21 protein-coding genes and 1 pseudogene are annotated in these 22879 nt (G+C 39.4%); 12 read left to right on the forward strand and 10 right to left on the reverse strand.

Going from position 1 to position 22879, the window contains the following annotated elements; all coding sequences use genetic code 11:
- Nucleotides 1-2: 2 nt before the first annotated feature.
- On the reverse strand, nt 3-971 hold the full coding sequence (locus CA730_RS03865; protein WP_096664190.1) for an ROK family protein: 969 nt from the start codon (nt 969-971) through the stop codon (nt 3-5).
- A 629-nt stretch (nt 972-1600) separates the two neighbouring features.
- Here CA730_RS03865 and CA730_RS03870 point away from each other — a divergent pair.
- From CA730_RS03870 to CA730_RS03890, 5 genes and pseudogenes are all read left to right on the forward strand, one after another.
- Complete coding sequence (locus CA730_RS03870; RefSeq protein WP_096664193.1) at nt 1601-2575, forward strand: sucrase ferredoxin; 975 nt, start codon at nt 1601-1603, stop codon at nt 2573-2575.
- 159 nt (nt 2576-2734) lie between these two features.
- A complete protein-coding gene (locus CA730_RS03875) occupies nt 2735-3103 on the forward strand; it encodes a YtxH domain-containing protein (protein WP_096664196.1) in 369 nt (122 codons plus the stop codon).
- Nucleotides 3104-3114: 11 nt separating this feature from the next.
- A pseudogene (locus CA730_RS03880) lies at nt 3115-3507 on the forward strand (DUF948 domain-containing protein); the annotation flags it as partial.
- A gap of 223 nt (nt 3508-3730) precedes the next feature.
- Complete coding sequence (locus CA730_RS03885; RefSeq protein WP_096664202.1) at nt 3731-4540, forward strand: TPM domain-containing protein; 810 nt, start codon at nt 3731-3733, stop codon at nt 4538-4540.
- Between the two features lie 105 nt (nt 4541-4645).
- Entirely contained in the window at nt 4646-5275 is a 630-nt protein-coding gene (locus CA730_RS03890) for a precorrin-8X methylmutase (protein WP_096664205.1), read from the forward strand.
- Between the two features lie 153 nt (nt 5276-5428).
- On the opposite strand, the gene CA730_RS03895 is transcribed toward CA730_RS03890, so the two are convergent.
- From CA730_RS03895 to proB, 4 genes are all read right to left on the reverse strand, one after another.
- Nucleotides 5429-6109, reverse strand: coding sequence for a phosphate ABC transporter permease (locus CA730_RS03895; RefSeq protein ID WP_096664208.1), 681 nt, complete (start codon nt 6107-6109; stop codon nt 5429-5431).
- A gap of 68 nt (nt 6110-6177) precedes the next feature.
- Nucleotides 6178-7014: a 4-hydroxy-tetrahydrodipicolinate reductase gene (gene dapB, locus CA730_RS03900; protein ID WP_096664211.1), complete on the reverse strand. Its 837-nt coding sequence runs from the start codon at nt 7012-7014 to the stop codon at nt 6178-6180.
- 206 nt (nt 7015-7220) lie between these two features.
- Nucleotides 7221-8408: an FtsW/RodA/SpoVE family cell cycle protein gene (locus tag CA730_RS03905; RefSeq protein WP_096664214.1), complete on the reverse strand. Its 1188-nt coding sequence runs from the start codon at nt 8406-8408 to the stop codon at nt 7221-7223.
- Nucleotides 8409-8498: 90 nt separating this feature from the next.
- Nucleotides 8499-9608 (reverse strand): glutamate 5-kinase, encoded by a 1110-nt coding sequence (proB, locus tag CA730_RS03910; RefSeq protein ID WP_096664217.1) that lies wholly within the window; start codon nt 9606-9608, stop codon nt 8499-8501.
- Nucleotides 9609-10228: 620 nt separating this feature from the next.
- Here proB and CA730_RS03915 point away from each other — a divergent pair.
- On the forward strand, nt 10229-10792 hold the full coding sequence (locus tag CA730_RS03915; RefSeq protein ID WP_096664220.1) for a Uma2 family endonuclease: 564 nt from the start codon (nt 10229-10231) through the stop codon (nt 10790-10792).
- A gap of 207 nt (nt 10793-10999) precedes the next feature.
- Here the strand turns inward: CA730_RS03915 and pheS are convergent, their stop codons facing one another.
- Nucleotides 11000-11992 (reverse strand): phenylalanine--tRNA ligase subunit alpha, encoded by a 993-nt coding sequence (gene pheS, locus CA730_RS03920; protein ID WP_096664223.1) that lies wholly within the window; start codon nt 11990-11992, stop codon nt 11000-11002.
- 226 nt (nt 11993-12218) lie between these two features.
- Between pheS and surE the strand changes: the two genes are divergently transcribed.
- From surE to CA730_RS03935, 3 genes are all read left to right on the forward strand, one after another.
- A complete protein-coding gene (gene surE / locus CA730_RS03925; protein ID WP_096664226.1) occupies nt 12219-13016 on the forward strand; it encodes a 5'/3'-nucleotidase SurE in 798 nt (265 codons plus the stop codon).
- Nucleotides 13017-13426: 410 nt separating this feature from the next.
- Nucleotides 13427-14323, forward strand: a complete 897-nt coding sequence (locus CA730_RS03930; RefSeq protein ID WP_096664229.1) for an MBL fold metallo-hydrolase — start codon at nt 13427-13429, stop codon at nt 14321-14323.
- 556 nt (nt 14324-14879) lie between these two features.
- The gene (locus CA730_RS03935) at nt 14880-15941 is read left to right on the forward strand and encodes an IS4 family transposase (RefSeq protein ID WP_096664232.1); all 1062 of its coding nucleotides are present in this window, start codon (nt 14880-14882) and stop codon (nt 15939-15941) included.
- Nucleotides 15942-16035: 94 nt separating this feature from the next.
- Here the strand turns inward: CA730_RS03935 and CA730_RS03940 are convergent, their stop codons facing one another.
- From CA730_RS03940 to aroA, 3 genes are all read right to left on the reverse strand, one after another.
- On the reverse strand, nt 16036-16437 hold the full coding sequence (locus CA730_RS03940) for an HNH endonuclease (RefSeq protein WP_096664235.1): 402 nt from the start codon (nt 16435-16437) through the stop codon (nt 16036-16038).
- Nucleotides 16434-16796, reverse strand: a complete 363-nt coding sequence (locus CA730_RS03945; RefSeq protein ID WP_096664238.1) for a hypothetical protein — start codon at nt 16794-16796, stop codon at nt 16434-16436. Before CA730_RS03945 ends, CA730_RS03940 begins: the two co-directional genes overlap by 4 nt.
- Before the next feature lie 67 nt (nt 16797-16863).
- Nucleotides 16864-18213 carry a 3-phosphoshikimate 1-carboxyvinyltransferase gene (aroA, locus tag CA730_RS03950; RefSeq protein WP_096664241.1) on the reverse strand — a complete coding sequence of 450 codons (1350 nt, stop codon included), beginning with the start codon at nt 18211-18213 and terminating at the stop codon, nt 16864-16866.
- A gap of 343 nt (nt 18214-18556) precedes the next feature.
- Here aroA and CA730_RS03955 point away from each other — a divergent pair, with 343 nt between their 5' ends.
- On the forward strand, nt 18557-19069 hold the full coding sequence (locus CA730_RS03955) for a hypothetical protein (RefSeq protein ID WP_096664244.1): 513 nt from the start codon (nt 18557-18559) through the stop codon (nt 19067-19069).
- A gap of 199 nt (nt 19070-19268) precedes the next feature.
- Here CA730_RS03955 and CA730_RS03965 read toward each other — a convergent pair whose 3' ends face one another.
- Nucleotides 19269-19844 (reverse strand): thioredoxin family protein, encoded by a 576-nt coding sequence (locus CA730_RS03965; RefSeq protein WP_096671269.1) that lies wholly within the window; start codon nt 19842-19844, stop codon nt 19269-19271.
- Between the two features lie 242 nt (nt 19845-20086).
- Here CA730_RS03965 and CA730_RS03970 point away from each other — a divergent pair, with 242 nt between their 5' ends.
- Both CA730_RS03970 and CA730_RS03975 read left to right on the forward strand, forming a co-directional pair.
- The gene (locus CA730_RS03970) at nt 20087-21700 is read left to right on the forward strand and encodes an ABC transporter substrate-binding protein (protein ID WP_231939969.1); all 1614 of its coding nucleotides are present in this window, start codon (nt 20087-20089) and stop codon (nt 21698-21700) included.
- A 140-nt stretch (nt 21701-21840) separates the two neighbouring features.
- Nucleotides 21841-22866, forward strand: coding sequence for an ABC transporter permease (locus tag CA730_RS03975; protein ID WP_096664253.1), 1026 nt, complete (start codon nt 21841-21843; stop codon nt 22864-22866).
- The last annotated feature ends 13 nt before the right edge of the window (nt 22867-22879 follow it).

Raw genomic sequence — 22879 nt, forward strand, 5'->3', positions numbered from 1 at the left:
ATTTAATCCAAAACATTCAAACCCAAAGCTACAGCCCCCCATAAAGGTGCATCATCACCCAATAATGCCCGCACAACCTCAAAATTTACCTCTGGGAGTGCGGTTTCCCTAGCCACTTTTCGCACCACAGTCCAGAAATTATCCCCAGCTTTGGTGACACCACCACCTAAAACAAACCGTTGGGGGTTCATGAGGTTGGCGACATTACCAATACCGACCCCCAAAGCCCAAGCACCCCTATATAATACTTCTTGTGCTATTTCATCTCCGTTGGCTGCTGCGGTGCTGACGACTTTGCCTGTAAGTAAGTTAAGATCATTACCAGTCAAATACCTGAGTACGTCTCCCCTGATTTTACCGTTAGTGCTGGGTGGTTCTTTCTCCAACATTTCCCGGGCATTTTGCGCCATGTAGGGACCAGAAGCTAAACGTTCTACACATCCCCGTTTTCCACATAAGCATAATGGACCTCTAGGATCAACCACCATGTGTCCAATTTCTCCCGCCATGCCTAATGCGCCTCGCCAGGGTTTACCGTCAAGTATCCAGCCTCCACCGACACCTGTACTAATGGTAATGTAAAATAAGCTATCATATCCTTGACCAGCCCCAAAACGATGTTCACCAACAGCAGCAACGTTAGCATCATTATCTATACTGGCGGGTGCGTGATAATCCTCTTCGAGGATTTGTTTCAGGGGAACATTTTCCCAGCCAGGAACGTGATGAGATAAGCGGACTAAACCTGTGGTGGCATCCACTGGACCACCAAAGCTGACACCAATAGTATCCGGTTTCCTTCCTTTTAGCACGGAATCAATAAGCGATCGCATAATTTCCAAATCAGTCAAAGCATCACCATTTGTAGGAGAAAATCGTGATTCATGATCCAACCACTCCTTCCCACCAGCCTTAACTGTTGCTGCTGCCAATTTTGTCCCGCCAAAGTCTAGAGCTAAAATTAATGTCATATTATTAAAAATAAGAGGTTTACGAAACAACCATCAACCATTCACCATTATTACTTAATAACAATTTTGCTGTAGTTCATTATGAAACCGTCTTCGCTATTTGGATATAAAATATTTGTATATCCATCATGCTTATGTCCTATATGTAACCTAATTCATTACATTTGTAAATACAATCATAGTCATCCTCAATTTCTGTTAGACTATGGACATTGTTAAATTTCATGAAGAATAAATTAATACAAAGATGTATTTTTGTAGAATTCACCTAATTAATTAGGTTAGACTGGAATCAAAATACATGATTAGTTTAAGATAAAAATCTACATCTTTATATTTTTTTAGCAACCAATTGAGAATATTTCGCAATATGGATAAATTAAGATATAATTTACTAACTGCTAAATCTATGCCATTCGGTATCCATCAAACAAGTCATAAATTAGCCGTAACCATTCTAGAAATAACTTCTATAAATTATAAAATAATACTGTATTTTTAATTATTGTATCTTTTTGAATAGTTTTTGAGATATTTTTTTGAATAGGATTTATTTAAGCATACGCAACTTTAAAAATCAGGATTTTATCTAAACATTGACCATTAAATTTTTACTTGAGTAAGTGTAAATGAATAAACTTTTTTGTGCAGATAATTCACGGGAAATCCAAGAAGATATAATTGGTAGTGCCACCAACTACCAAACCTACATTTTAATAGAATGTCCTACCCCTTGGGTTTATGAAGCCTTTGAATCTAAATGGGTACCAGATAACTTACGCACTTTAATAGAAGATGTAAACCGCGCCCAACTACCAATTCGGTTTCTATTAATTGCCAATGATGAATCCCATAAAGTCCAAGAAACAACCCTATTAATTTATCAACAGCAACAGGGATTAAGTCAAGGATACCGAAAACAAGAATTTAAATTACCAAATATTGAACAAGTCGCCGGAATTGTCAGTAAATGGTTAGCAGGGATGAGTGTTGATTATGAAATAGAATCCAGTATTACCAGAGATATCTTAATATGTACTCATGGTAGCCATGATCAATGTTGTGCTAGATATGGCAATCCTTTTTACTTTTACTCTCAAAATACAATTGCTGATTTACAGTTAAATCACATCAGAATTTGGAAATCAAGTCATTTTGGAGGACATAGATTTGCTCCTACAGCCATAGATTTTCCCCAAGGAAGATATTATGGTATCCTCGATCAAGATACCCTGAAATCAATTCTCACCCATACTGGGGATATACAATGTTTACATAAAGTTTATCGTGGTTGGGGAATATTGCCAAATCCTCTCCAAATCTTGGAAAGAGAACTCATGCTGCGTTTAGGTTGGGATTGGTTTAACTATCAAATAACAGGTAAAATCATCGAAAAAAGCTTAGATAATCATACAATTATTGGTGAGTTAAGTTTTGAACAACCTGACGGTACTCTCTACACTTATCACGCCAAACTTATCAAAGATGATGTGAAAACACAAACAGTAAAGGTTTCTTGTCATGCCACCAAAGAAACAGTATGTTTGAAATATGCTATCTCTAATCTTTGGCTGGTAGCGAAGAAAGTGGCAACTTATAGTTAAAATATGGCAGGAGTTAGGAGTCAGGAGTCAGGAGTCAGAAGTAAAACTGACTGTACGGCTTTAAATTTAGATCCTGTACCTCATTAATTTAAGTACATACTTAAAAGAAAACTATACTCCTGTATAAAATTAAATTTTATGGAGTAGGAAAATAAAAAAATGTCTAACAACCGTTCTGGAATCTTTATTGGTGGTTTGATGTTAGGAGCAGCTATAGGTACTTTAGCAGGTTTACTAGTTGCACCGCGTACAGGACGCGAAACCCGTAAACTAATTAAAAAATCTGCCAATGCTATCCCCGAATTAGCGGAAGATATTTCTACCAGTGTGCAAATTCAGGCAGATCGTCTTTCTAGTAGTACCCTGGAAAACTGGGAAGAAACTGTAGATAGATTGCGAGAAGCGATCGCAGTTGGCATAGATGCTACCCAGCGCGAAAGCCAAAGTTTCAACAAACAAAATACTGTTGATATCAGCAGCACCCCAGACGATACCGATTCCCTGACTGAAAAACTAGAACGTTCATAAATGCCATAACCGTGATTGATCCTTTATTTTGGCTGGGACTATCCATCCTCCTAGTTACTGCCAGTGTAACAACCGTTTTAGTGGCAGCCATCCCCGCTTTGCAGGAATTAGCCCGTGCTGCTCGTAGTGCCGAGAAATTCTTTGACACCCTTTCACGGGAGTTACCACCCACTCTCAACGCCATTCGCAACACCAGCATAGAAATAACGGACTTAACTGAAGATGTTAGTGAAGGTGTCAAAAGTGCTAGTCAAGTTGTTAAACAATTTGATCAAAGCCTGGACAATGCCAAAAAACAAGCAGAAAGTATGCAAATCGGCACTCGTAGCGTCCTAGTTGGCTTGAAAGCCGCTTGGAAAAGTTTCACACGCCCAAAAAATACCAGGAAAAATCCAAAAACACTTATCAATCCAAAAATCGAATGAGAAACTACCTAAATATACAGCAGGAGTCAGGAGTCAGGAGTGAAAATGGTTTGAGGTATGTTCTAATTTCTCGATCAGATTTTGTTGAGATACCTAAATATTAGAGTAAAGTAAAGAAGTGTAAAGAAATATCATTTTTACATTACGCTTTAAAAAGCACTTGTTACATTATCCTTCTGAATTTTATAGTATAAAAACGTTCATGCACCTGTGTTTTTGGCGACGAATTTTAGTATCAATTGCCGCATTTTGCTTTATTGGCTCAATTTGGGCAATTAATTCCCCATCAGCCCTAGCTTATGAAAATCCCGATTTACTCCCCAGCTTTGTCACACCAGTAGTAGATTTAGCAAAAACTCTCCCTGACCCCCAGGAAGAAAAGCTAGTTAAAGAATTAGAACAGTTTGAAACTGACACTGGTTGGAAACTGCGCGTCTTAACTCAGTACGACCGTACCCCAGGTAGAGCAGTGATTAAATATTGGGGTTTAGATGATAAGAGTATTCTCTTGGTAGCAGATGCCCGTGGTGGTAACATCCTCAGTTTTAGTGTGGGTGATGCAGTTTATGAATTCTTACCTCGCACCTTCTGGATTGAACTACAAACCCGCTTTGGTAACTTATACTTTGTTCGTGAAGAAGGAGAAGATCAAGCCATTCTCCAGGCTCTAAATTCAGTTAAAGGTTGTTTACTTAAAGGTGGCTGTAACGTCGTTCCTGGGCTACCTAGAGAACAATGGATACTCACCCTTGTTACCTCCGCTGTTGGCGGGATTATTTGTGGTTTTGCCGCTCAACCCCGTGACGATAAAAAAATAGTTGCTTGGCAATGGGCATTAATTTTCTCACCTTTATGGGGAATGTTATTTATTGCCTTTGGTATTGCTCCAGTTATTACCCGGACAACCGATTGGTTGCCTCTAGTCCGCAATATTTCCGCTTTTGCCATTGGTGCTTTAGTAGCTTATTTATCTCCGATGCTGAATCGGACTTTCCCCGGTGCTGAATCCTGAAAAGTGACTGGGGAATAGAGATTAGGAAGGGAAATTTGCAATTTTACAGTTCAAAATCCAAAATACTGATAAGCTGAAGGCTAATATATAAGAAGCTAAATAGCAATGGAATGGCACGTAACTGATGCTCAAAGTTTGGCAATTATTGATAATGAAATTGGTGATCATATTTTTTCACCAGCAGAGTATGAAATCGTCCGTCGCGTAGTTTACGCTACAGCCGATCTTGAGTATAAATGCTTGATTCGGTTTTCAGAACAAGCATTACAAGCTGGAGCAGCCGCCTTAGCTACGCGAACTACTATTGTGGTAGATGCGCCAATGGTACAGGTGGGTATATCCCACGATATTCAAAATACGTTTGCTAATCCAGTGTATTGCAGTATGGAAGCACTAACACGACCCCAAAAGGAAAAAACCCGTGCAGCTTGGGGTATTGAAACTCTGGCTAGGCGTTATCCAGAAGGGATATTTGTAGTTGGTCAAGCACAAACAGCTTTAACTGCACTGGTGGAATTAATTGAAGCGGAAGAAATTAGACCCGCTTTAATAGTTGCTACCCCAGCAGGTTTTATCAATTCAAAAATTGTAAAAGAACGATTACAAGAATCCTTAGTTCCTTATATTACTGTTGAAGGTCGCAAGGGTAGCGCTGTCGTAGCTGCTGCTATTGTTGATGGTTTAGTGGATTTGGCTTGGCAAGTATACGGACAAGATAGAAATGTAGGGGGATGAAGGAGGGGCAGGGGGCAGGGGTAATTCTTCCTTCTTTATCCTGACTCCTGACTCCGTTCGGAGTTCGGCGAAGGAGTTCGGCGAAGGCTCACTCGATCTGATGACGCTCACGGCGAAACCTGACTCCTGACGAAGGGCGCAGGCCCTGCGCCCCTACCTCCTATTTCCCGAACGACGGCGGGGTCTTCTTTCTTGGTCTGCACGTAAGCGCACACTAACTTCATTGAAAAAATCTCTGCGGACATAGGGGTAATCACTTACCCACAAATCACGACTAGGAATATATATATCGCTGAATTCTTCAATGCTGCTTAAATCAGCAGTATTTGACATGACAATCATTTCAGCTATTTGTCCACGAGCAATGACTTTATAAGCGTTACGTAGTGGAGCTTCAAACTCCACCGTAAATCCCGTGTCGTCGCCTATTTCTAAGTTAATCCGCTTTTCGCGGTTTTCGATGATGACTAATTCACCTTTACTATTAACGGTTTCCTGTTTACCCATCAACCTATCTGTAATCCACCAGTTTAACACTCGTCCCCGAAAAAAGCCACTGTATTTGTACCTGCGACATTTTCTATTGCGGATACTTGCTTGGAATATGGGATACCAAAGCCAAAAGAAAGCACCAAATACTCCAAAAAAGAATATAAATCCAAATTCTAATCTAAACAAGAATTGTATCAGCAGTAGTACAGCCAAGATAACTACAGAAACTAGTATCCGTTGCACAAAACTGCTTACTTTCCCCCAATAGTATTTATATTGTGGTCCAGAGGCAATTAGGGGGATGATTTGTTCAAATTTTTGGCGAGTTAAGGGAACGAGCATATTTTACATTTTGGATTTTGGATTTTAGATTTTGGATTGGAAAATCACCAATCGAAAATTGCTAACAGTTAAAGTATTTTTTCTAGCCCATATACTAATGACTTTAGCTGATTAACTTTGCGAATGGCTAATATTACTCCTGGCATATAACAGGCGCGATCGCTTGTATCATGACGTAAGGTATAAATTTGCCCTGCTGCCCCAAAAATGACTTCTTGGTGGGCAATTAGTCCTGGTAACCGGACACTATGAATTCTAATCCCTTCGTCTGCTAAACTGCCTCTAGCTCCGGGTATTTTCTCCGTTTCTACCACAATAGCAGTATTAAAAGTCTTGCCCATTTCCGCTAATAGTTGAGCAGTTTGAATGGCTGTACCGCTAGGAGCATCAGCTTTTTGGTTATGATGGAGTTCAATAATTTCTACATGATCAAAATACTGGGAAGCTCTGAGGGCAGCTTCTTGGAGTAGTACCATACCAATGGAAAAGTTAGGAATAACCAAACAACCGGTACTGGCTTTTTCGGCAAAATCAGCTAATTCTTCGAGTTGTGCCGGACTTAAACCTGTAGTTCCCACAACTGGACGAATTCCATAGGCGATCGCACTCCGAATATTATTATAAACTGCATCAGGATGAGTAAAATCAACCAATACGCCCGGTTGCATCTGTCTCTCCCCAGCCACATACGCCAACATTGGCTCTAATTGATTCGTAATTGGTACTTCCAAGGGTTCACTTAAACCCGCCAGTTCCCCCGCATCCTTACCTTGATGTTCAGGAGTTGTGTCAATTGCACCCATTAAAGTCAAATCAGATGCTTCTGCTACTGCTTTAATTACTTCACGTCCCATTTTACCAGCAGCACCATTGACAATAACCGGAATAGAAGTTTGATTGCTCATAGATTTAACAATTATTTTTAATTCAACAAAGAAATTGTCTCACAAGAGATAACGAACGTCACGGAAGCCACTTGGCACCTCTTGACAAAAGACTTACAGCCTTAACTTGTCACCAATGGACTGGGAATTCATTGCCAGTCGGGTTATAGGTTTCACGTTAAGTTGATACTAAATCCAAAAGATGAATTATCAACTAGATAATCAAGCTAAAAAAATCGTCTTCTTGGCCGAGTTTCAGACGGTGTTTTTCGTAAAAGAACTACTTCTGCTTCACTACCCTCTCTAGCTACTCGAATTAATAAGGCAGAAGATAGCAAACTGGCAACCATCGAATTACCACCATAACTAAACATAGGTAAGGGTAAACCTGTAGTTGGTAAAGCACCTGTCGTTACACCAATATGTAATAATGATTGTCCAATCATGACAACTACTACACCAATTGCCACTAATTTGGATGTGATATTTTTGGATTTGAGAGCAATAATTAATCCTAAAGTGGCAAATATGGCTAACATTATTAATAGTAAAATACCGCCAATAAAACCAAATTCTTCGGAAAAAATTGCGAAAATAAAATCAGTATCTTGAATTGGTAAATAAAATAACTTCTGTTGAGAAAGTCCAAATCCAGACCCCCAAGTTTGACCTGAACCTACAGCTAATAAACTTTGTACTAACTGATAACCATCTCCTGTGGCATCAGCCCAAGGATTCATAAAGGACATAATGCGTTTGCGTTGATATTCTCTGATACTAATACTGAGTAATGCTAAAAGTAAGCCACCAAAGGCTGTTCCTACCAAATATTTATATGGTATTCCTGCGGCTAAGGCAATAAACCAAATTGTCATTCCGCAAAGTGCTGTGGTACTTAAGTTAGGTTGGGCAAGAATTCCTAAAAGCACAAGACCAAAAACACCTAACCAAGATAATCGAATTCCCCAAGGTCGTTTTTCCCACTGGCCAAAAAGTGTGGCACTTTGTAAAACTAAAAAAGGTTTAATTAATTCTGATGGTTGGATAGGAATCGGTCCAATGGCTATCCATCTAGCCGCATCAAAGGCTTTTTTTCCTAATCCTGGTATTAATGTCAGAAAAATCAACATCAGGAAAAATATTAAAAACCAATGAGATACACCCAAGATTTTTCGCAATGGCAGATTAACAATGATGTTGAAAATAATTAAGGAAGCTATAGCCCAAAGAATTTGCCGTTTAAAATAATACAAACCGTCACCATGACGGGCATCAGCAACGGGATAGGATGCGGAAAAGAGGATGATTAAGCCAATAAACATCCACGTTAATGTTAGCCAGCGCAACAATCGGGCTTCTAAACCCCAGCTAGAAACAGAATTATCAAAAATTGGGATTAAACGGAGTAGATTCACAATTTGGTAACTGGTAATTGGTGATTTTCTTCTTTCTTCTCCTGACTCCTGGGTGGGGAAACCCCGCCCCTACTACAAGAAATGCTGTATTTAAATTAAAACTAAGTTATCTCGGTGAATCACAGTATCTGCGCCTCCATAACCCAGAATTGAGGGGATTTCCCGTGAATGTCGTCCGCAAATTTTCTGCAATTCTTCACTATTATAATTCACTAATCCTCTAGCAATTTCATCACCATTACTATCACACAATTGCACCGCTTCTTGATTGTCAAATTCCCCTTCTACGGCTTTAATTCCCGCTGCTAGTAAGGATTTTCCCGCTTTGACAACGGCAGCGATCGCCCCCTCGTCTAAATATAATTTTCCTCCAGGAATCAAACCATAGGCTATCCAACGTTTGCGGGCTGAGGTTGGTTCTGGTTGCGGTGCAAAATGTGTACCAATGAGTTCCCCCTGAATAATTTTTTCAATGTTTCGGGGAAACTGTCCTTGAGTAATGACTGTACGGATACCAGCAGCGATCGCAATTCTCGCTGCCGAAATTTTAGTCATCATCCCTCCAGTCCCCCATTGAGAACCCTGTCCACCAGTTTGAATCTGTAAATCTGTCAGTTCTTGCATACTACTAACTAAACTAATCGGTTTAGCATCGGGTACGAAACGAGGATCGGCTGAATACAATCTATCAACATCCGTTAATAAAAATAACCAGTTTGCTTCTACTAAACTAGCTACTAATGCAGACAGGGTATCATTATCCCCAAATTTTAATTCTTCTACCGCTACTGTATCATTTTCATTAACTATAGGAATTACTCCCAAACCTAGTAATTCTTGAAAAGTATTATTAACATTAAGATAGCGGCTACGTTGTACCAAATCTGCCCTAGTCAACAATACTTGAGCAATTGGTTGTTGGAGAATACTAAATAAATCATCATATATACGCATTAATCTACCCTGTCCAACTGCTGCTACAGCCTGTTTTAAAGCTATAGTTTTGGGACGTTCCGTTAACCCTAACCGCGCACAACCGACTCCCACCGCGCCAGAAGAAACTAAAATTACCCGATGTCCCTGTCGTCTCAAATCACAGAGAGTTTCCGCTAAAGTAGCAATACTAGAAAGGGCTAATTGTCCTGTTTCTGGTTGAGTAAGGCTAGAAGTACCGATTTTAACAACAATTGTTTTGGTCATTAGTTAGTGGTCAGTTGTTATTCCCAAAAAATTATACAGCGCCAATCCCTCTATGGTGAAGGTTGGCGCTGTACGGGTTTATATTTATCTATTATCTGCTAGGGTCTTTTTAGGCTGACCCTGATGTTATCGAAATTAATAATCTCTGATTTTTTGCGAATTTGATAATTCCTTAACTATTTCTTTAGATTTACTTTCCTGACGAATAATAAATCTTTGTAAAGATTTGTATCTTAAAAAGATTAATACAGCACGGCGAAAATAAACCAACCACTATAAATCTACCAAAAGCTTATACCGCGTTTGTTTTGACTTTTGACTTTTGATTTTCGCCTGGCGGCACTAAGTAGGTATACTGCAAACGGTTTATTGTTTAACTAAATATGGAACCCCTCTCCAAACCTCTCCCCGCAACGGGGAGAGGCTTTGAGACTGTTATTTGTATTATAAAAAAGTCCAAGTTTTAGCCGTTTTGAGTATAAACGTGAACTAACCAAAATGTGTATTGTAGAACCAAGAAACATTCCAATATAATTGCGCTGTCGCTTCATCCAACCTACAAAAAATGGCGCAGGTATGGTTATCGTTGATAATATAACTATGCTTTCTAGTTACCAATTATGACTATAGCCACTGAACGCCAGATTACACTAGAAGATTTTCTCAAGTTACCAGAAACTAAACCAGCATCAGAATTTATTAACGGGGAAATCCTACAAAAACCTATGCCACAGGGTGAACATAGCTTAATTCAAACTACTTTTATTGAAGTTGTCAATGGACTAACCAGAAGTCAAAAAATTGCCATAGCTTTCTCCGAACTACGCTGTACTTTTGGTGGTAGTACCATTGTTCCTGATATTGCGGTGTTCCGGTGGGAGAGAATTCCCACAACTGAATCTGGGAAAATTGCTAACCGCTTTGAAATTCATCCTGACTGGGTAATAGAGATTCTTTCTCCTGAACAACCACAGAAAAAAGTATTAACAAAATTATTGCATTGTTCCCGACATGGAACTGAGTTAGCTTGGTTATTAAACCCAGAAGAAGAAAGTGTATTGGCTGTATTTCCTGGACAAAAAATTGAAATATATGAAGGTGATGATAAATTACCAATTTTGGAAAATATCAATTTAGAATTAACAGTTAAGGAAATTTTTGGTTGGTTGAGTTTTGGTTCATAACGGTAGCAAGGAAAGGGGAATGAGAAACTTTATCAAGGGCGGGTAAACCCCGCCCAGAAATGAATTTCAGGGCTAATAACCAAAGTCTACTTTAGTAGACTCAAGATTATTCAGTCATCAAAAGACAACTTTTGCTATGAGACTGGGAATATGGCTAACGCCACGCTTCGCTATCATTCCCAGGCGGAACTTATGCCCACCCGGATATTAAAATTGTTGTAAGAAGCGTAAATCGCTGTTATATAAACGGCGAATATCATCAATTTGGTGTAATACCATAGCAAAACGTTCTACACCAAAACCAGCAGCAAAGCCGCTATAAACTTCGGGGTCATAACCGACAGATTTTAAAACATTGGGGTCAACCATTCCGCAACCCATGACTTCTAACCAACGTCCTTTCCACTGTAAATCTACCTCGGCTGAAGGTTCAGTAAAAGGAAAATAACTGGCACGAAAGCGAATTGGTAAGTCACCAAATATTGATTGTAAAAAGATTTTGACAGTTCCTTTGAGGTCTGTAAAAGTTAGTCCTTCATCTATGGCTAAAAGTTCGATTTGATGGAAAACTGCTGAGTGAGTCGCATCTACATCATCTCTGCGATATACTCGACCTGGGGCAACAACTCGAATGGGTGGTTCTTCCTTTTCCATGTAGCGAATTTGCACTGAGGAAGTATGAGTCCGCAATAAATTACCATCTGGTAAATAGAAGGTATCTTGCATATCACGGGCTGGATGATCTGGGGGAGTGTTAAGTGCTTCAAAATTGTAGTAATCTGTTTCCATTTCTGATCCTTGGGCAACGGTGTAACCCATGCCGACAAAGATATCTAGGGTTTGGTCAATAATGCCATTGAGGGGATGAATCCGACCTTGGGGACGGTAAATACCGGGCATGGTAACATCTATGGTTTCTGCCTCTAGCTGTACCTGAATTTGAGCAGATTCTAAGGCTGTGCGTTGCTGGTCAAGACTGTTTTGAATAGCTTCTTTGACTGTGTTAGCGATCGCCCCAATTTTAGGCCGTTCTTCCGCGCTCATTTGCCCCATACTTCGCAATAGCGCCCCCAATTGCCCTTTTTTGCCTAAATAGTTGACTCTAAGTTCTTCTAGGCGTTCTAGGGTATCAGCAGATGCGATCGCTGTTTCTCCTTCTTGCCGTAATGCTAAAAGTTGATTCTCTAAATTGCTAGTCATTAGTTATTGGTGATTAGTCATTAGTCATTAGTCTATAGTAGGGGACGGGGGACGGGGAACAGGGAACAGGGAACAGGGAACAGGGAACAGGGAACAGGGAACAGGGAACAGGGAACAGGGAACAGGGAACAGGGAACAGGGAACAGGGAACAGGGAACAGGGAACAGGGAACAGGGGGAATATTTTTCCTACTGACAACGAACAACTGACAACTGACAAATGACAAATGAAATTACTAATTAGCAATGATGATGGAATTTCTGCTTTGGGTATTCGTACCCTAGCCGACACTTTAGCAGCAGCGGGTCATGAAGTAACAGTAGTTTGTCCAGATCGAGAGCGATCGGCAACAGGACACGGATTAACCTTAATGCAACCAATTCGCGCGGAAATAGTAGAATCTGTTTTTCATCCTCATATTAAAGCTTGGGCTTGTGATGGTACGCCTTCAGATTGTGTAAAATTGGCACTATGGGCTTTATTAGATTCTCCACCCGACTTAGTGCTATCTGGAATTAACCAAGGCGCAAATTTAGGGACAGAAATCCTCTACTCTGGGACTGTTTCCGCAGCAATGGAAGGAGTAATCGAAGGTATTCCTAGTATTGCTTTTAGTTTAACCAGTCATACTCATAAAGACTTTCAAGCAGCAGCTAAATTTGCCGAAATCCTAGTTGCTAAAATTGCCGTCCAACCACTCCCAGAATTGATGTTACTGAATGTCAACGTCCCCCCCTTATCTTGGGAAGAAATAGCTGGAGTTACTTTTACCAGACAAGGAGTACGACGTTACGTAGATGTTTTTGACAAGCGAACTGATCCCAGAGGTAAAACTTACTACTGGTTAACTGGAGAAGTGATCGAAGACGTAGAACCACCTATAGAATTAAACTTACCAACCCACGTTCCCCTTGATGTTCATGCCATTCAAAAAAAATATATCAGTATTACTCCATTGCAATATAATTTGACTTATGGGCATGGACTTAATCAGCTATCTGGATGGGAATTTGAATTTCCGTAGATTTAGGCATCTTCATCTCAGCTAGAAAAAATTATTTTCAGTCACTTTACTGGATTTTGACTAGCTATTACTTAAGTAAGTGTAGTAACATATAATGACATTGATGAAAAAACAGTTATAGCAGGAGTCACCGAGTCAGGAGTAAAAACCTGTTGTGGAAGGAATTTTCTTATCAATTCATGTCCTAACTACCTTGACGGTTGCTATATATAATAATTCCTAGATTGCTGATTCTCACTAAACTCTGCTAAAACTAGCTGCATCTTACGCCAAAGTGTTTGTAAGTCTCAAAGCTGACTCTGTTGTTTTCAGCAACAAAATTTGTAAAACAGCATACACTTAAATAAATAAGTAGTCGTGTGTTTTCATTATCCTTTTGCTCAGTCCAGCCAGCCAACAATACCCAACCCATGTATAGGATAGAGAACCAATTTAATGTGCAGTTTTGGGGCGTTAGGGGCAGCATCCCAAGTCCAGGGCTAGATACCGTCCGCTACGGAGGTAATACTCCTTGTGTCTCCATGCAGGTGGGCGGTAAACGACTAATTTTTGATGCGGGGACAGGATTGCACATTTTAGGTAAATCCTTATTGTCCCAAATGCCAGTAGAAGGGCATTTATTTTTTACCCATTCCCACTGGGATCATATTCAAGGATTTCCCTTTTTTACCCCGGCTTTTATTAGTGGTAATAAATTTGATATTTATGGAGCGATCGCCCCAGATGGTTCTACCATAGAACAGCGATTAAATGACCAAATGCTGCATCCTAACTTCCCTGTACCATTACAGATTATGCAGTCTAATTTGACCTTTCACAACGTGCAAATCGGACAGTCCATCAGTATTGATGACATTATTATAGAAACCGCTCATTTAAATCATCCCGGTGAAGCAGTAGGATATCGAGTTAATTGGCGAGGTGGTGCTGCTGTTTATATCACTGATACTGAACATTATCCTGATCATTTAGATGAAAATGTCTTGTGGTTAGCTCGCAATGCTGACGTACTCATTTATGATTCTACCTATTCTGATGAAGAATACAGTAACCCCAAATTCCCAAAAATTGGTTGGGGACATTCCACTTGGCAAGAGGCTATAAAAGTTGCTAAAGCTGCTAATGTGAAAACCTTAGTAATTTACCATCATGATCCAGCCCACAATGATGATTATTTAGATCGTGTGGGTGAAGATGCTTATGCGAGTTTTCCCGGTGCAATTATGGCGAAGGAAGGACTAGTTATTCCAATTACTACAACTGATGTTACCTTAGCATCTGTTTCCGATAGTAAGCATTCAGACTAAGAATATTTTATTAAAAATAGGAATCGTTGGCAACATATTCGTTATATGGTAGGTTGAGTTGAGGTAACGAAACCCAACATTTATATTAAATTTTCATCAAAGTACAGTCTAGCCTAAAATGAGCAATACTTGTAACTTGGGTTGAGATAACCAACAAAAAAAAGGTATAATCAGATTCTCGTCTTGATACCTGTAAATGTCAAAGAAGATTATTAATTGTCAATTTCCGCACCGACTAAGGGAGTACCGCAAGTGATTTCCATCCCGTCGGGTAGTTCGGTGATTTTTGCCCCCATTTTATTGAGTTGTTATGCCATCACGGTAATGCGATCGCTCTCCCTATGATGCTAACATTTTCGTATTAACAACAAGTTCTCACATATTCTTGAAAAACTGGAGCCAATTTAAACAGAATCTTATCTTCTTTGATTTTCGTGATTAAATACCGTTGTTGTAAGGATTGTACTCTGTACAGGACAAAAAATAGAGAAAAAGCTTGCAAAGGAAACAGAGAAAGGGTTTCATAGAAAGTTACCACACAATCAAAGAAACCCCTATGAACCAGATTAACCTATTACGAGACACACTAAAACCACATTTGGAATGGCATGGAGCGCGTCTAAGCTTTTTAGCGTTATTTTTAATATCTTTATTAAGAGTAAAGACAGTGAACTTGGTAGAATTAGCAACTGGTTTTCGCAACTGTGCTAAAAACGAATCCAATTACAAACGGTTGCAAAGATTTTTCCGAGATTTTGATATAGATTATGCAGTCATAGCGAAAATGATTGTAAAAATCATGAACATTCCCCAGCCTTGGGTGTTAAGTATTGACCGGACTGAATGGCGTTTTGGTCAAATATGGTTAAATATCCTCATGTTGGGAGTAGTACATAATGGTGTCGCTTACCCCCTAGTTTGGCAGATATTGGAGAAGAAAGGTAACTCCAACACGGATGAACGAATGGATTTACTTGACCGATTTGGACAACTGTTCCCAGATGCACAAGTTGACTATATCAGTGCTGACAGAGAATTCGTGGGGGCAGAATGGTTAAGTTATTTACTGCTTGAACCAAATATTCCATTCCGAATCAGGATTCGTCACACTGATTTAATTAGTGATACAGAAAAGACTCTTCCAGGTAGCGTCATTTTTGCTCATCTGGCTGCGGGTGAATCTCAGGTTTTATCTACTCGTCGTTGGGTCTGGGGTCGTTCAGTTTATGTAGCTGGTTTACGTCTTGATGATGGCAAGTTATTAATCGTGATTTCTGATACTTCTCCCCAAACCATGATTGCTGACTATGGCCGTCCTTGGGGGATTGAAACTTTGTTCGGTATGTTTAAAACTCGTGGTTTTTGCTTGGAATCTACACATTTTATTGATTCTAACCGATTGAGTAAGCTCTTAGCTTTACTGTCATTAGCTATGTGTTGGGCTGTCAAGACTGGAGAATGGTTGCATCAACACCAACCTATCAAAATCAAGAAACATGGACCTTTTGCTAAAAGTGTTTTTCGTTACGGTTTAGATTATCTGCGTTCTCTTGTTACTGATTTAGATTTGAAATATGACGACTTTCTTCTCTCTCTCAATTTTTTGTCCTGTACTTAGATTTTTATTACCATTAGTGATAGTTACATCTAGCATAATTTTCTCTTGAATAGTGATTAAACGTTTTCTTCAATGACTATTAACTCTGTTTATTTTACGGAAATAGTCCCAAACGAATCCATAATTGTCTTGCTATCACTTGTGATTGACTATTTAACTCTAAACACTTTACAGTTACTCTGCCGATAGGTTTTATACCTGTAATCAAACCAGTTTCAGAATTAACTTGAAAATGCTCTTCCCATAGGTCTTCTCTAGGATTAAAAAGACGAACTTCAATATTAGATTCAGGATCTATTTCACTAATACGAGAACCTTTACGAAGATTACAAGAACGACAAGAAAGAGCTAGATTAATTTCAGCATTAGTACCTCCGCGACAAGTAGGAACTATGTGTTCAACTTCAAAGGGAAAATTAAATACTAATTCAGGTGCATGACAATATTCACAACGATGAATGGCGCGATCTGCTACAAGATGATAAAATTGATTCATTGACTCCATTGTTGTGCTAAGGATGCGGTTCTAGCAGTAGCAGCATTGAGTTCAAGATTAACAAGATTATCTAACTCAATTTGTATTTCTGGCGGAAGTTTCTGTTCTTGATCTCGTGCTATTCTCCACATAGTCATTAGTTCGGATAAACGTTGTTGTTGATCTTCAGTGAAGAATTGATCGGGATGAAAATTATCAATAATTAATAATGCCCGAAATTCAACTTCACCTAACTGTGTAGTCAAAGCATCTAAAGCTTGACCGGCAGTTTTGCCAACAGACTGTTTATCTCCAGCAATGGCACGATAAGACCTTTCACCACGGGCATTTGATATAGGTAAAATGGCAACTGTAGTCATAATGCTGATTAAGAATATTTGTTGTTTATCAATTATACCCCAGTCCTCTATTCCCTGTCCCTAAAAATTATTGACAAATTTCCCGTAATGTGTTTGTGAAGTTGGGATAAGAAATAGCAGCAGCTTCAGCGCGGTGAATGGTGGTTGTACCGATGGCGTTGAGGGCGGCGATCGCTAAACTCATGGCAATGCGATGATCTGTATGGCTATCTACTGCCGCACCGACTAAGGGAGTACCGCCGGTGATTTCCATTCCGTCGGGTAATTCGCTGATTTTTGCCCCCATTTTATTGAGTTGTTGTGCCATCACGGTAATGCGATCGCTCTCTTTGACTCTTAACTCCTCCGCATCCCGAATAATTGTTGTCCCCTCAGCAAAAGCCGCTGCAACTGCCAAAATGGGAATTTCATCAATTAATCTGGGAATAATATCACCAGCGATGGTACAGCTTTTTAAACCACCGGAACGCACGCGAATATCAGCCACAGGTTCTCCCGCTACTTCCCGCTGGTTCTCTAGTTGAATATCTGCCCCCATCAGTGCCAAAGCTTCTAAAATCCCCGTGCGGGTAGGATTGACACCGACATTTTCCACTACCAAATCTGAACCGGGAACGATCGCCCCCGCAACTAACCAAAAAGCCGCTGAACTGATGTCACCGGGAACAATTACGGTTTGTCCGTAGAGTTTCGCCCCACCTGTGATCGTGACGCTATTTGTGTCTGGATCTATACTTAATTCTGCGCCATAAGCCCTTAACATTCGTTCACTGTGATCCCGTGATAAAGCAGGTTCGGTGACGGTGGTTTGTCCTTCGGTGTTTAAACCCGCCAGGAGGATACAGGATTTAACTTGCGCCGAAGCAATGGGAGAATGATAATGAATGGGTTGGAGGGCTTGTCCTTGAATGGCTAGAGGTGCTAAGGTATTACCCTTACGTCCCCAAATTTGCGCCCCCATTTGTTGCAAAGGCTTGACAACACGGGACATGGGACGCGATCGCAGAGAACTATCACCTGTCACCGTGAAAAATCGCCCTGGATGGGATGCTAATAAGCCCAACATCAACCTCATCGTTGTCCCAGAATTACCAGCGTCCAAGACATCTATAGGCTCTTGAAAATTTCCCAAACCGATGCCTTTGACTGTGACTAATTCTGTATTTAATTCCGAAATTTCCGCCCCTAGCGCCCGAAAACAGGCAGCAGTGCTACGGGGGTCTTCACCTAACAGCAGTCCTTGAATTTGAGTTTCACCTTCAGCGATCGCCCCCAACATCAAAGCGCGATGGGAAATAGACTTATCACCAGGAACTCGGATACGTCCCTGCAAAGACAGTCCAGCCGCAGGGCGCTGAATAATTAAGTGATCCGAAGAGTTTGCTTGAGTTTCTAAAGTAATAACAATAGCCGACATTAGGATACAATGACTTTTGAATAGAATAAAAGCTAAACAGCGACTTGTTTATCACTATTCACTTCCAATTTAGTATCCTACCGCTTTTTGCCAACTATAATCTTTCTTCTGGTAGATAACAGGTGACAGGTAATACCATATTGAATTGTCTAGATTAACAAATCAAAATATTTGCTGACGATGAACCAGGTTTTACTATTTATTAGACATCTTGCTTGAATGTCTTGTTTTTTGTTGCTTCCAACCACCAAAAACTTCAGCCGTAACGTTAAATAGTAGGCAGAATCAGCAATTTAGAAAATCGCTCAACTTTTATTCTTTATTTGTAACCTCTCACACTCTCATGCTAACTCACCACCGCAAACCCGTATGTTTATCAATGATTTCCACTGACTTACCGATTTGGTCTGTGGTTGACACTGCTGGAACTTTAATTCAAAAGGATACAGATAAATTTCATTTACTATTAACTGCACCACCTCTGATTAGTTGTGAGGTAGGCAGTTATTTCAATCCAGAAGATACAATTTACCCAAGTAAAAACAATTTTTCTCCTCCTAGTAGTCCCAGAATTTTATGGCTAGAAATTTCATCTCGGCGGTTAATTATGACCATGCAAGGTAATGCACAAGTCAGTTACCGTCACTTTTGGGAGTTAGGTGTATATGGCATTAGTCGTTTTTGGTTGCCAAATGAATCATTACAACCCCATCAACCCATTCGTTTGCGTAATTTTACCAAAAGTTTCACTTTCAGCGGAAATCCTTTTCCAGAACATCTCCGTTTAGAATACGAATTCTGGACAGGAAAAGTCCAATTAGGTCATTATATTCTCAATTTAGAAATTCAGCATTAAAAGGAATAGGGAACAAAGGAAATATTTCTTCCCAATAACAACTGACGAATGACGAATGACGAATGACGAATGACGAATGACGAATGACGAATGACGAATGACGAATGACGAATGACCAATGACCAATGACCAATGACCAATGACCAATGACCAATGACCAATGACCAATGACCAATGACCAATGACCAATGACCAATAACTAATAATTAGGTTCATTACCTACTTTCCATTTGATATTGCAACCAATACTAGGTTTTTGTTCACTTGTCACAGGTTGATTATTTAAAACTGCGGTAATAGCTGCTCTTAAATCTTTACCTGTTACAGGTTGATCATTGCTAGGACGACTATCATCTAATTGTCCGCGATAAACGAGTGTTCTGTCGCCATCAAATAGAAAGAAATCCGGTGTACAAGCTGCCGTATAGGCTTTTGCTGTTGCTTGAGTTTCGTCGTAACAGAAAGTAAAATCAAACCCCAATTCTATACACATTTCTTTTAATGATTCTGGGGCATCATTAGGGTAATTTTTAGCATCATTAGCACTAATGGCAATAATCCCTAAATCACTATTGCTGTAATCTTGATCTAATCTGGCTAATTCTTGTTGAATATGCTTAACAAATGGACAGTGCCGACAAATAAACATAATTAACAATGCCTTTTTATTGGCAAAATTATCAAGAGAAATTGTTTTTCCAGATACTACTTCTGGTAGATGAAAATCTGGTGCTTTCGTGCCTAGAGGCAGCATGGTGGAAGCGGTTAAAACCATAATTTTTTTAATGTTTTGATCAGGATTTTTTCTAATAATAGAATAATCCATCTTGATTTAGGAAAATTACCAAATTCACATACATAACTTATTAGAAAATTTAAGTAGATTATGAATTATTTAATTAAATTATGGGAAAAAGATCAATATTACCTGTTCCCTGCTATAATGACTGACCGTTGATTGAAAAAATTTTAATAATGATCACTTGGTGTTCCTTGCTAATGAAGCAATGGGGTAGGATGACAAAATTCCTATCTTTATTCTGTCTTTGTCTATTATTGGTCGTTAGTTGTACTCCTAAACAGCAAACAAACGCACCACAGTCTAGTGCTGTGAATAATTCTGCGGGTGACGGTCGGATTACCGTAGGGACAACGGAAAAGCCAAGAACTCTTGATCCTGCTGATGCGTATGAATTGGGGTCTTTGAGTTTAATATTTAATATGAGCGATCGCCTGTACACTTATGAACCAGGTAGTACAGAAATTAAACCACAATTGGCAACAGCATTACCAAAAGTGAGTGCAGATGGTTTAACTTATATTATTCCTATTCGCCAAGGAGTCCTATTTCATGATGATACTCCCTTCAATGCCAAAGCAATGGAGTTTAGTCTGCAACGCTTCATCGAAAACAAAGGTAAACCATCTTTCCTACTTTCTGATACCGTAGCTTCAGTTAAAGCCACAGGAGAGTATGAATTAACAATTAAACTGAAAAAACCCTTTGCAGCTTTTCCTTCATTATTAGCATTTTCTGGAGTCTGTGCGGTTTCACCAAAATCCTATGAAATTGGGGCTGGAAAGTTTAAACCAAATATTTTTGTAGGGACTGGTGCTTACAAATTAGCCAAATATGGAACTGATTCCTTAAAGTTTGATGTATTTGATAAATATTGGGGAACAAAACCAGAAAACAAAGGTATAAATGTCCAAATTCAAACCAGTCCAGTCAACTTATTTAATGCCTTTAAAACTGGTGCGATAGACGTGGCTTATCTATCCTTACAACCAGATCAAATTCAGAGTTTAGAAGCAAGTGCGAAAAAGGGAGATTGGCAAGCTATATCTGCTCAAGGTAGTGTAGTTACTTATATGACATTAAATCGCAATCAAAAACCTTTAGATAAAGTAGAGGTGAGACAAGCGATCGCATCATTAATTGATCGTAAACTATTAAATGATCGGGTATTATTATCACAGGCTGATCCTCTTTACAGCATGATTCCCACCACCTTCAACGTTTCCCAACCACTGTTTCAAGATAAATATGGTGATGGTAAATTTGAAGAAGCCAAAAAATCCTTAGTCGCTGCTGGTTTCTCCAAAGAAAATCCAGCAAAAGTGCAAATTTGGTATCCTGCAAGTTCAATGACTCGGAGTTTAGTTGCCCAAACCTTAAAATCCCTCGCTGATACTAAAATGGATGGGATGTTGCAATTTGAAGTTAAAACCGTCGAAGGTGCAACTTTCTATAAAGAAATTTCCAAAGGTTTATATCCCAGTACCTTAACTAATTGGTATCCAGACTTTTTAGATCCAGACAACTACGTGCAGCCATTTTTAGCCTGTGAAAAAGGTTCAGTTGCTAAAGGTTGCGAAACCGGCGGTAGTCAAACTCAGGGGGCATTTTATTATAGTGAATCCATGAATAAACTCATAGATCAACAACGCAAAGAACAAAATCCTGAAGCCCGGAAAAAAATATTTGCCGACATTCAAACTCAAGTATTAACTGATGTTCCCTACATCCCCTTATGGCAAAATAAAGATTTTGTATTTGCTCAAAAAGGCGTAGCCAATGTCAATCTTGATCCCACCCAAAACCTGATTTATAAAACAATTAAAAAGTAGGGAATTAGGTGACAGGTGACAGGTGATAGTTAAGAGGAGATAGGGAGAAGTTTTCTTCTTTCATTCCTCATACTAACTCCTAACTCCTGACTCCTGACTCCTGACTCCTGACTCCTGAACTCCTGCACTCCTCATAAAATATGTCCCGTTCTAAAGCATTACAGTATTACATTGTTTCCCGGTTACTATTTGCGCCACTGCAACTATTAACTATTATCACCATTGTCTTTATTTTACTTAGAGCCACCCCAGGAGATCCAGCAGATGCAATTCTGGGAGGAAGAGCGCCAGAAAGTGCCAAAGAAGAATTAAGAAAACAACTTGGTTTAGACTTACCAATTTGGTTACAATATCTCAATTATTTAGGTAATTTACTACGCTTTGATTTAGGAACTTCCTTAACCAGTCGCGGGCAAAATATAGGTGAAATAATTAGTCAATATTTTCCAGCCACAGTAGAATTAGCATTTGCGAGTATGGCTGTGGCGCTGATTGTCGGCGTTTTAGTGGGAACTATTTCCGCCTCTCGTCCGGGAACTGGTTTTGATATTGGTGGGCGTTTATTTGGGATTATTACCTACGCACTACCAATGTTTTGGGCGGGTATGTTATTACAATTAGTTTTCTCAGTTCAATTGGGTTGGTTTCCTAATTCCAATCGGTTTCCACCCAATCTTCCTGCACCTACAAATATTACTGGTTTATATACAATTGATAGCTTATTAAGTGGGAATTTAAGTCAATTTTTCACATCTTTACATCATTTAGCTTTACCAAGTTTAACTTTAGGAATTTTGTTAAGTGGCATTTTTGAACGCATTGTCAGAGTTAATTTAAAACAAACCTTAAAAGCTGATTATGTAGAAGCGGCTAGAGCGCGAGGAATTCCTGAAAATAAGATTTTAGTCTCCCATGCTTTAAAGAATGCCTTAATTCCTGTAATTACGGTCTTAGGACTAACATTTGCTTCCTTATTAGGTGGAGCAATTTTAACAGAAGTCACATTTTCCTGGCCAGGTTTAGCAAATCGTTTATATCAAGCCATTTCTGACAGAGATTATCCTACCGTTCAGGGTGTGTTAGTATTTTTTGGGGCAATTGTGGTGAGTGCAAGTATTTTAATTGATATTCTCAATGCCTATGTAGATCCAAGAATTAGATATTAAGTAGGTTGGGTTG

Source organism: Dolichospermum compactum NIES-806, from assembly GCF_002368115.1.
Taxonomy (GTDB): domain Bacteria; phylum Cyanobacteriota; class Cyanobacteriia; order Cyanobacteriales; family Nostocaceae; genus Dolichospermum; species Dolichospermum compactum.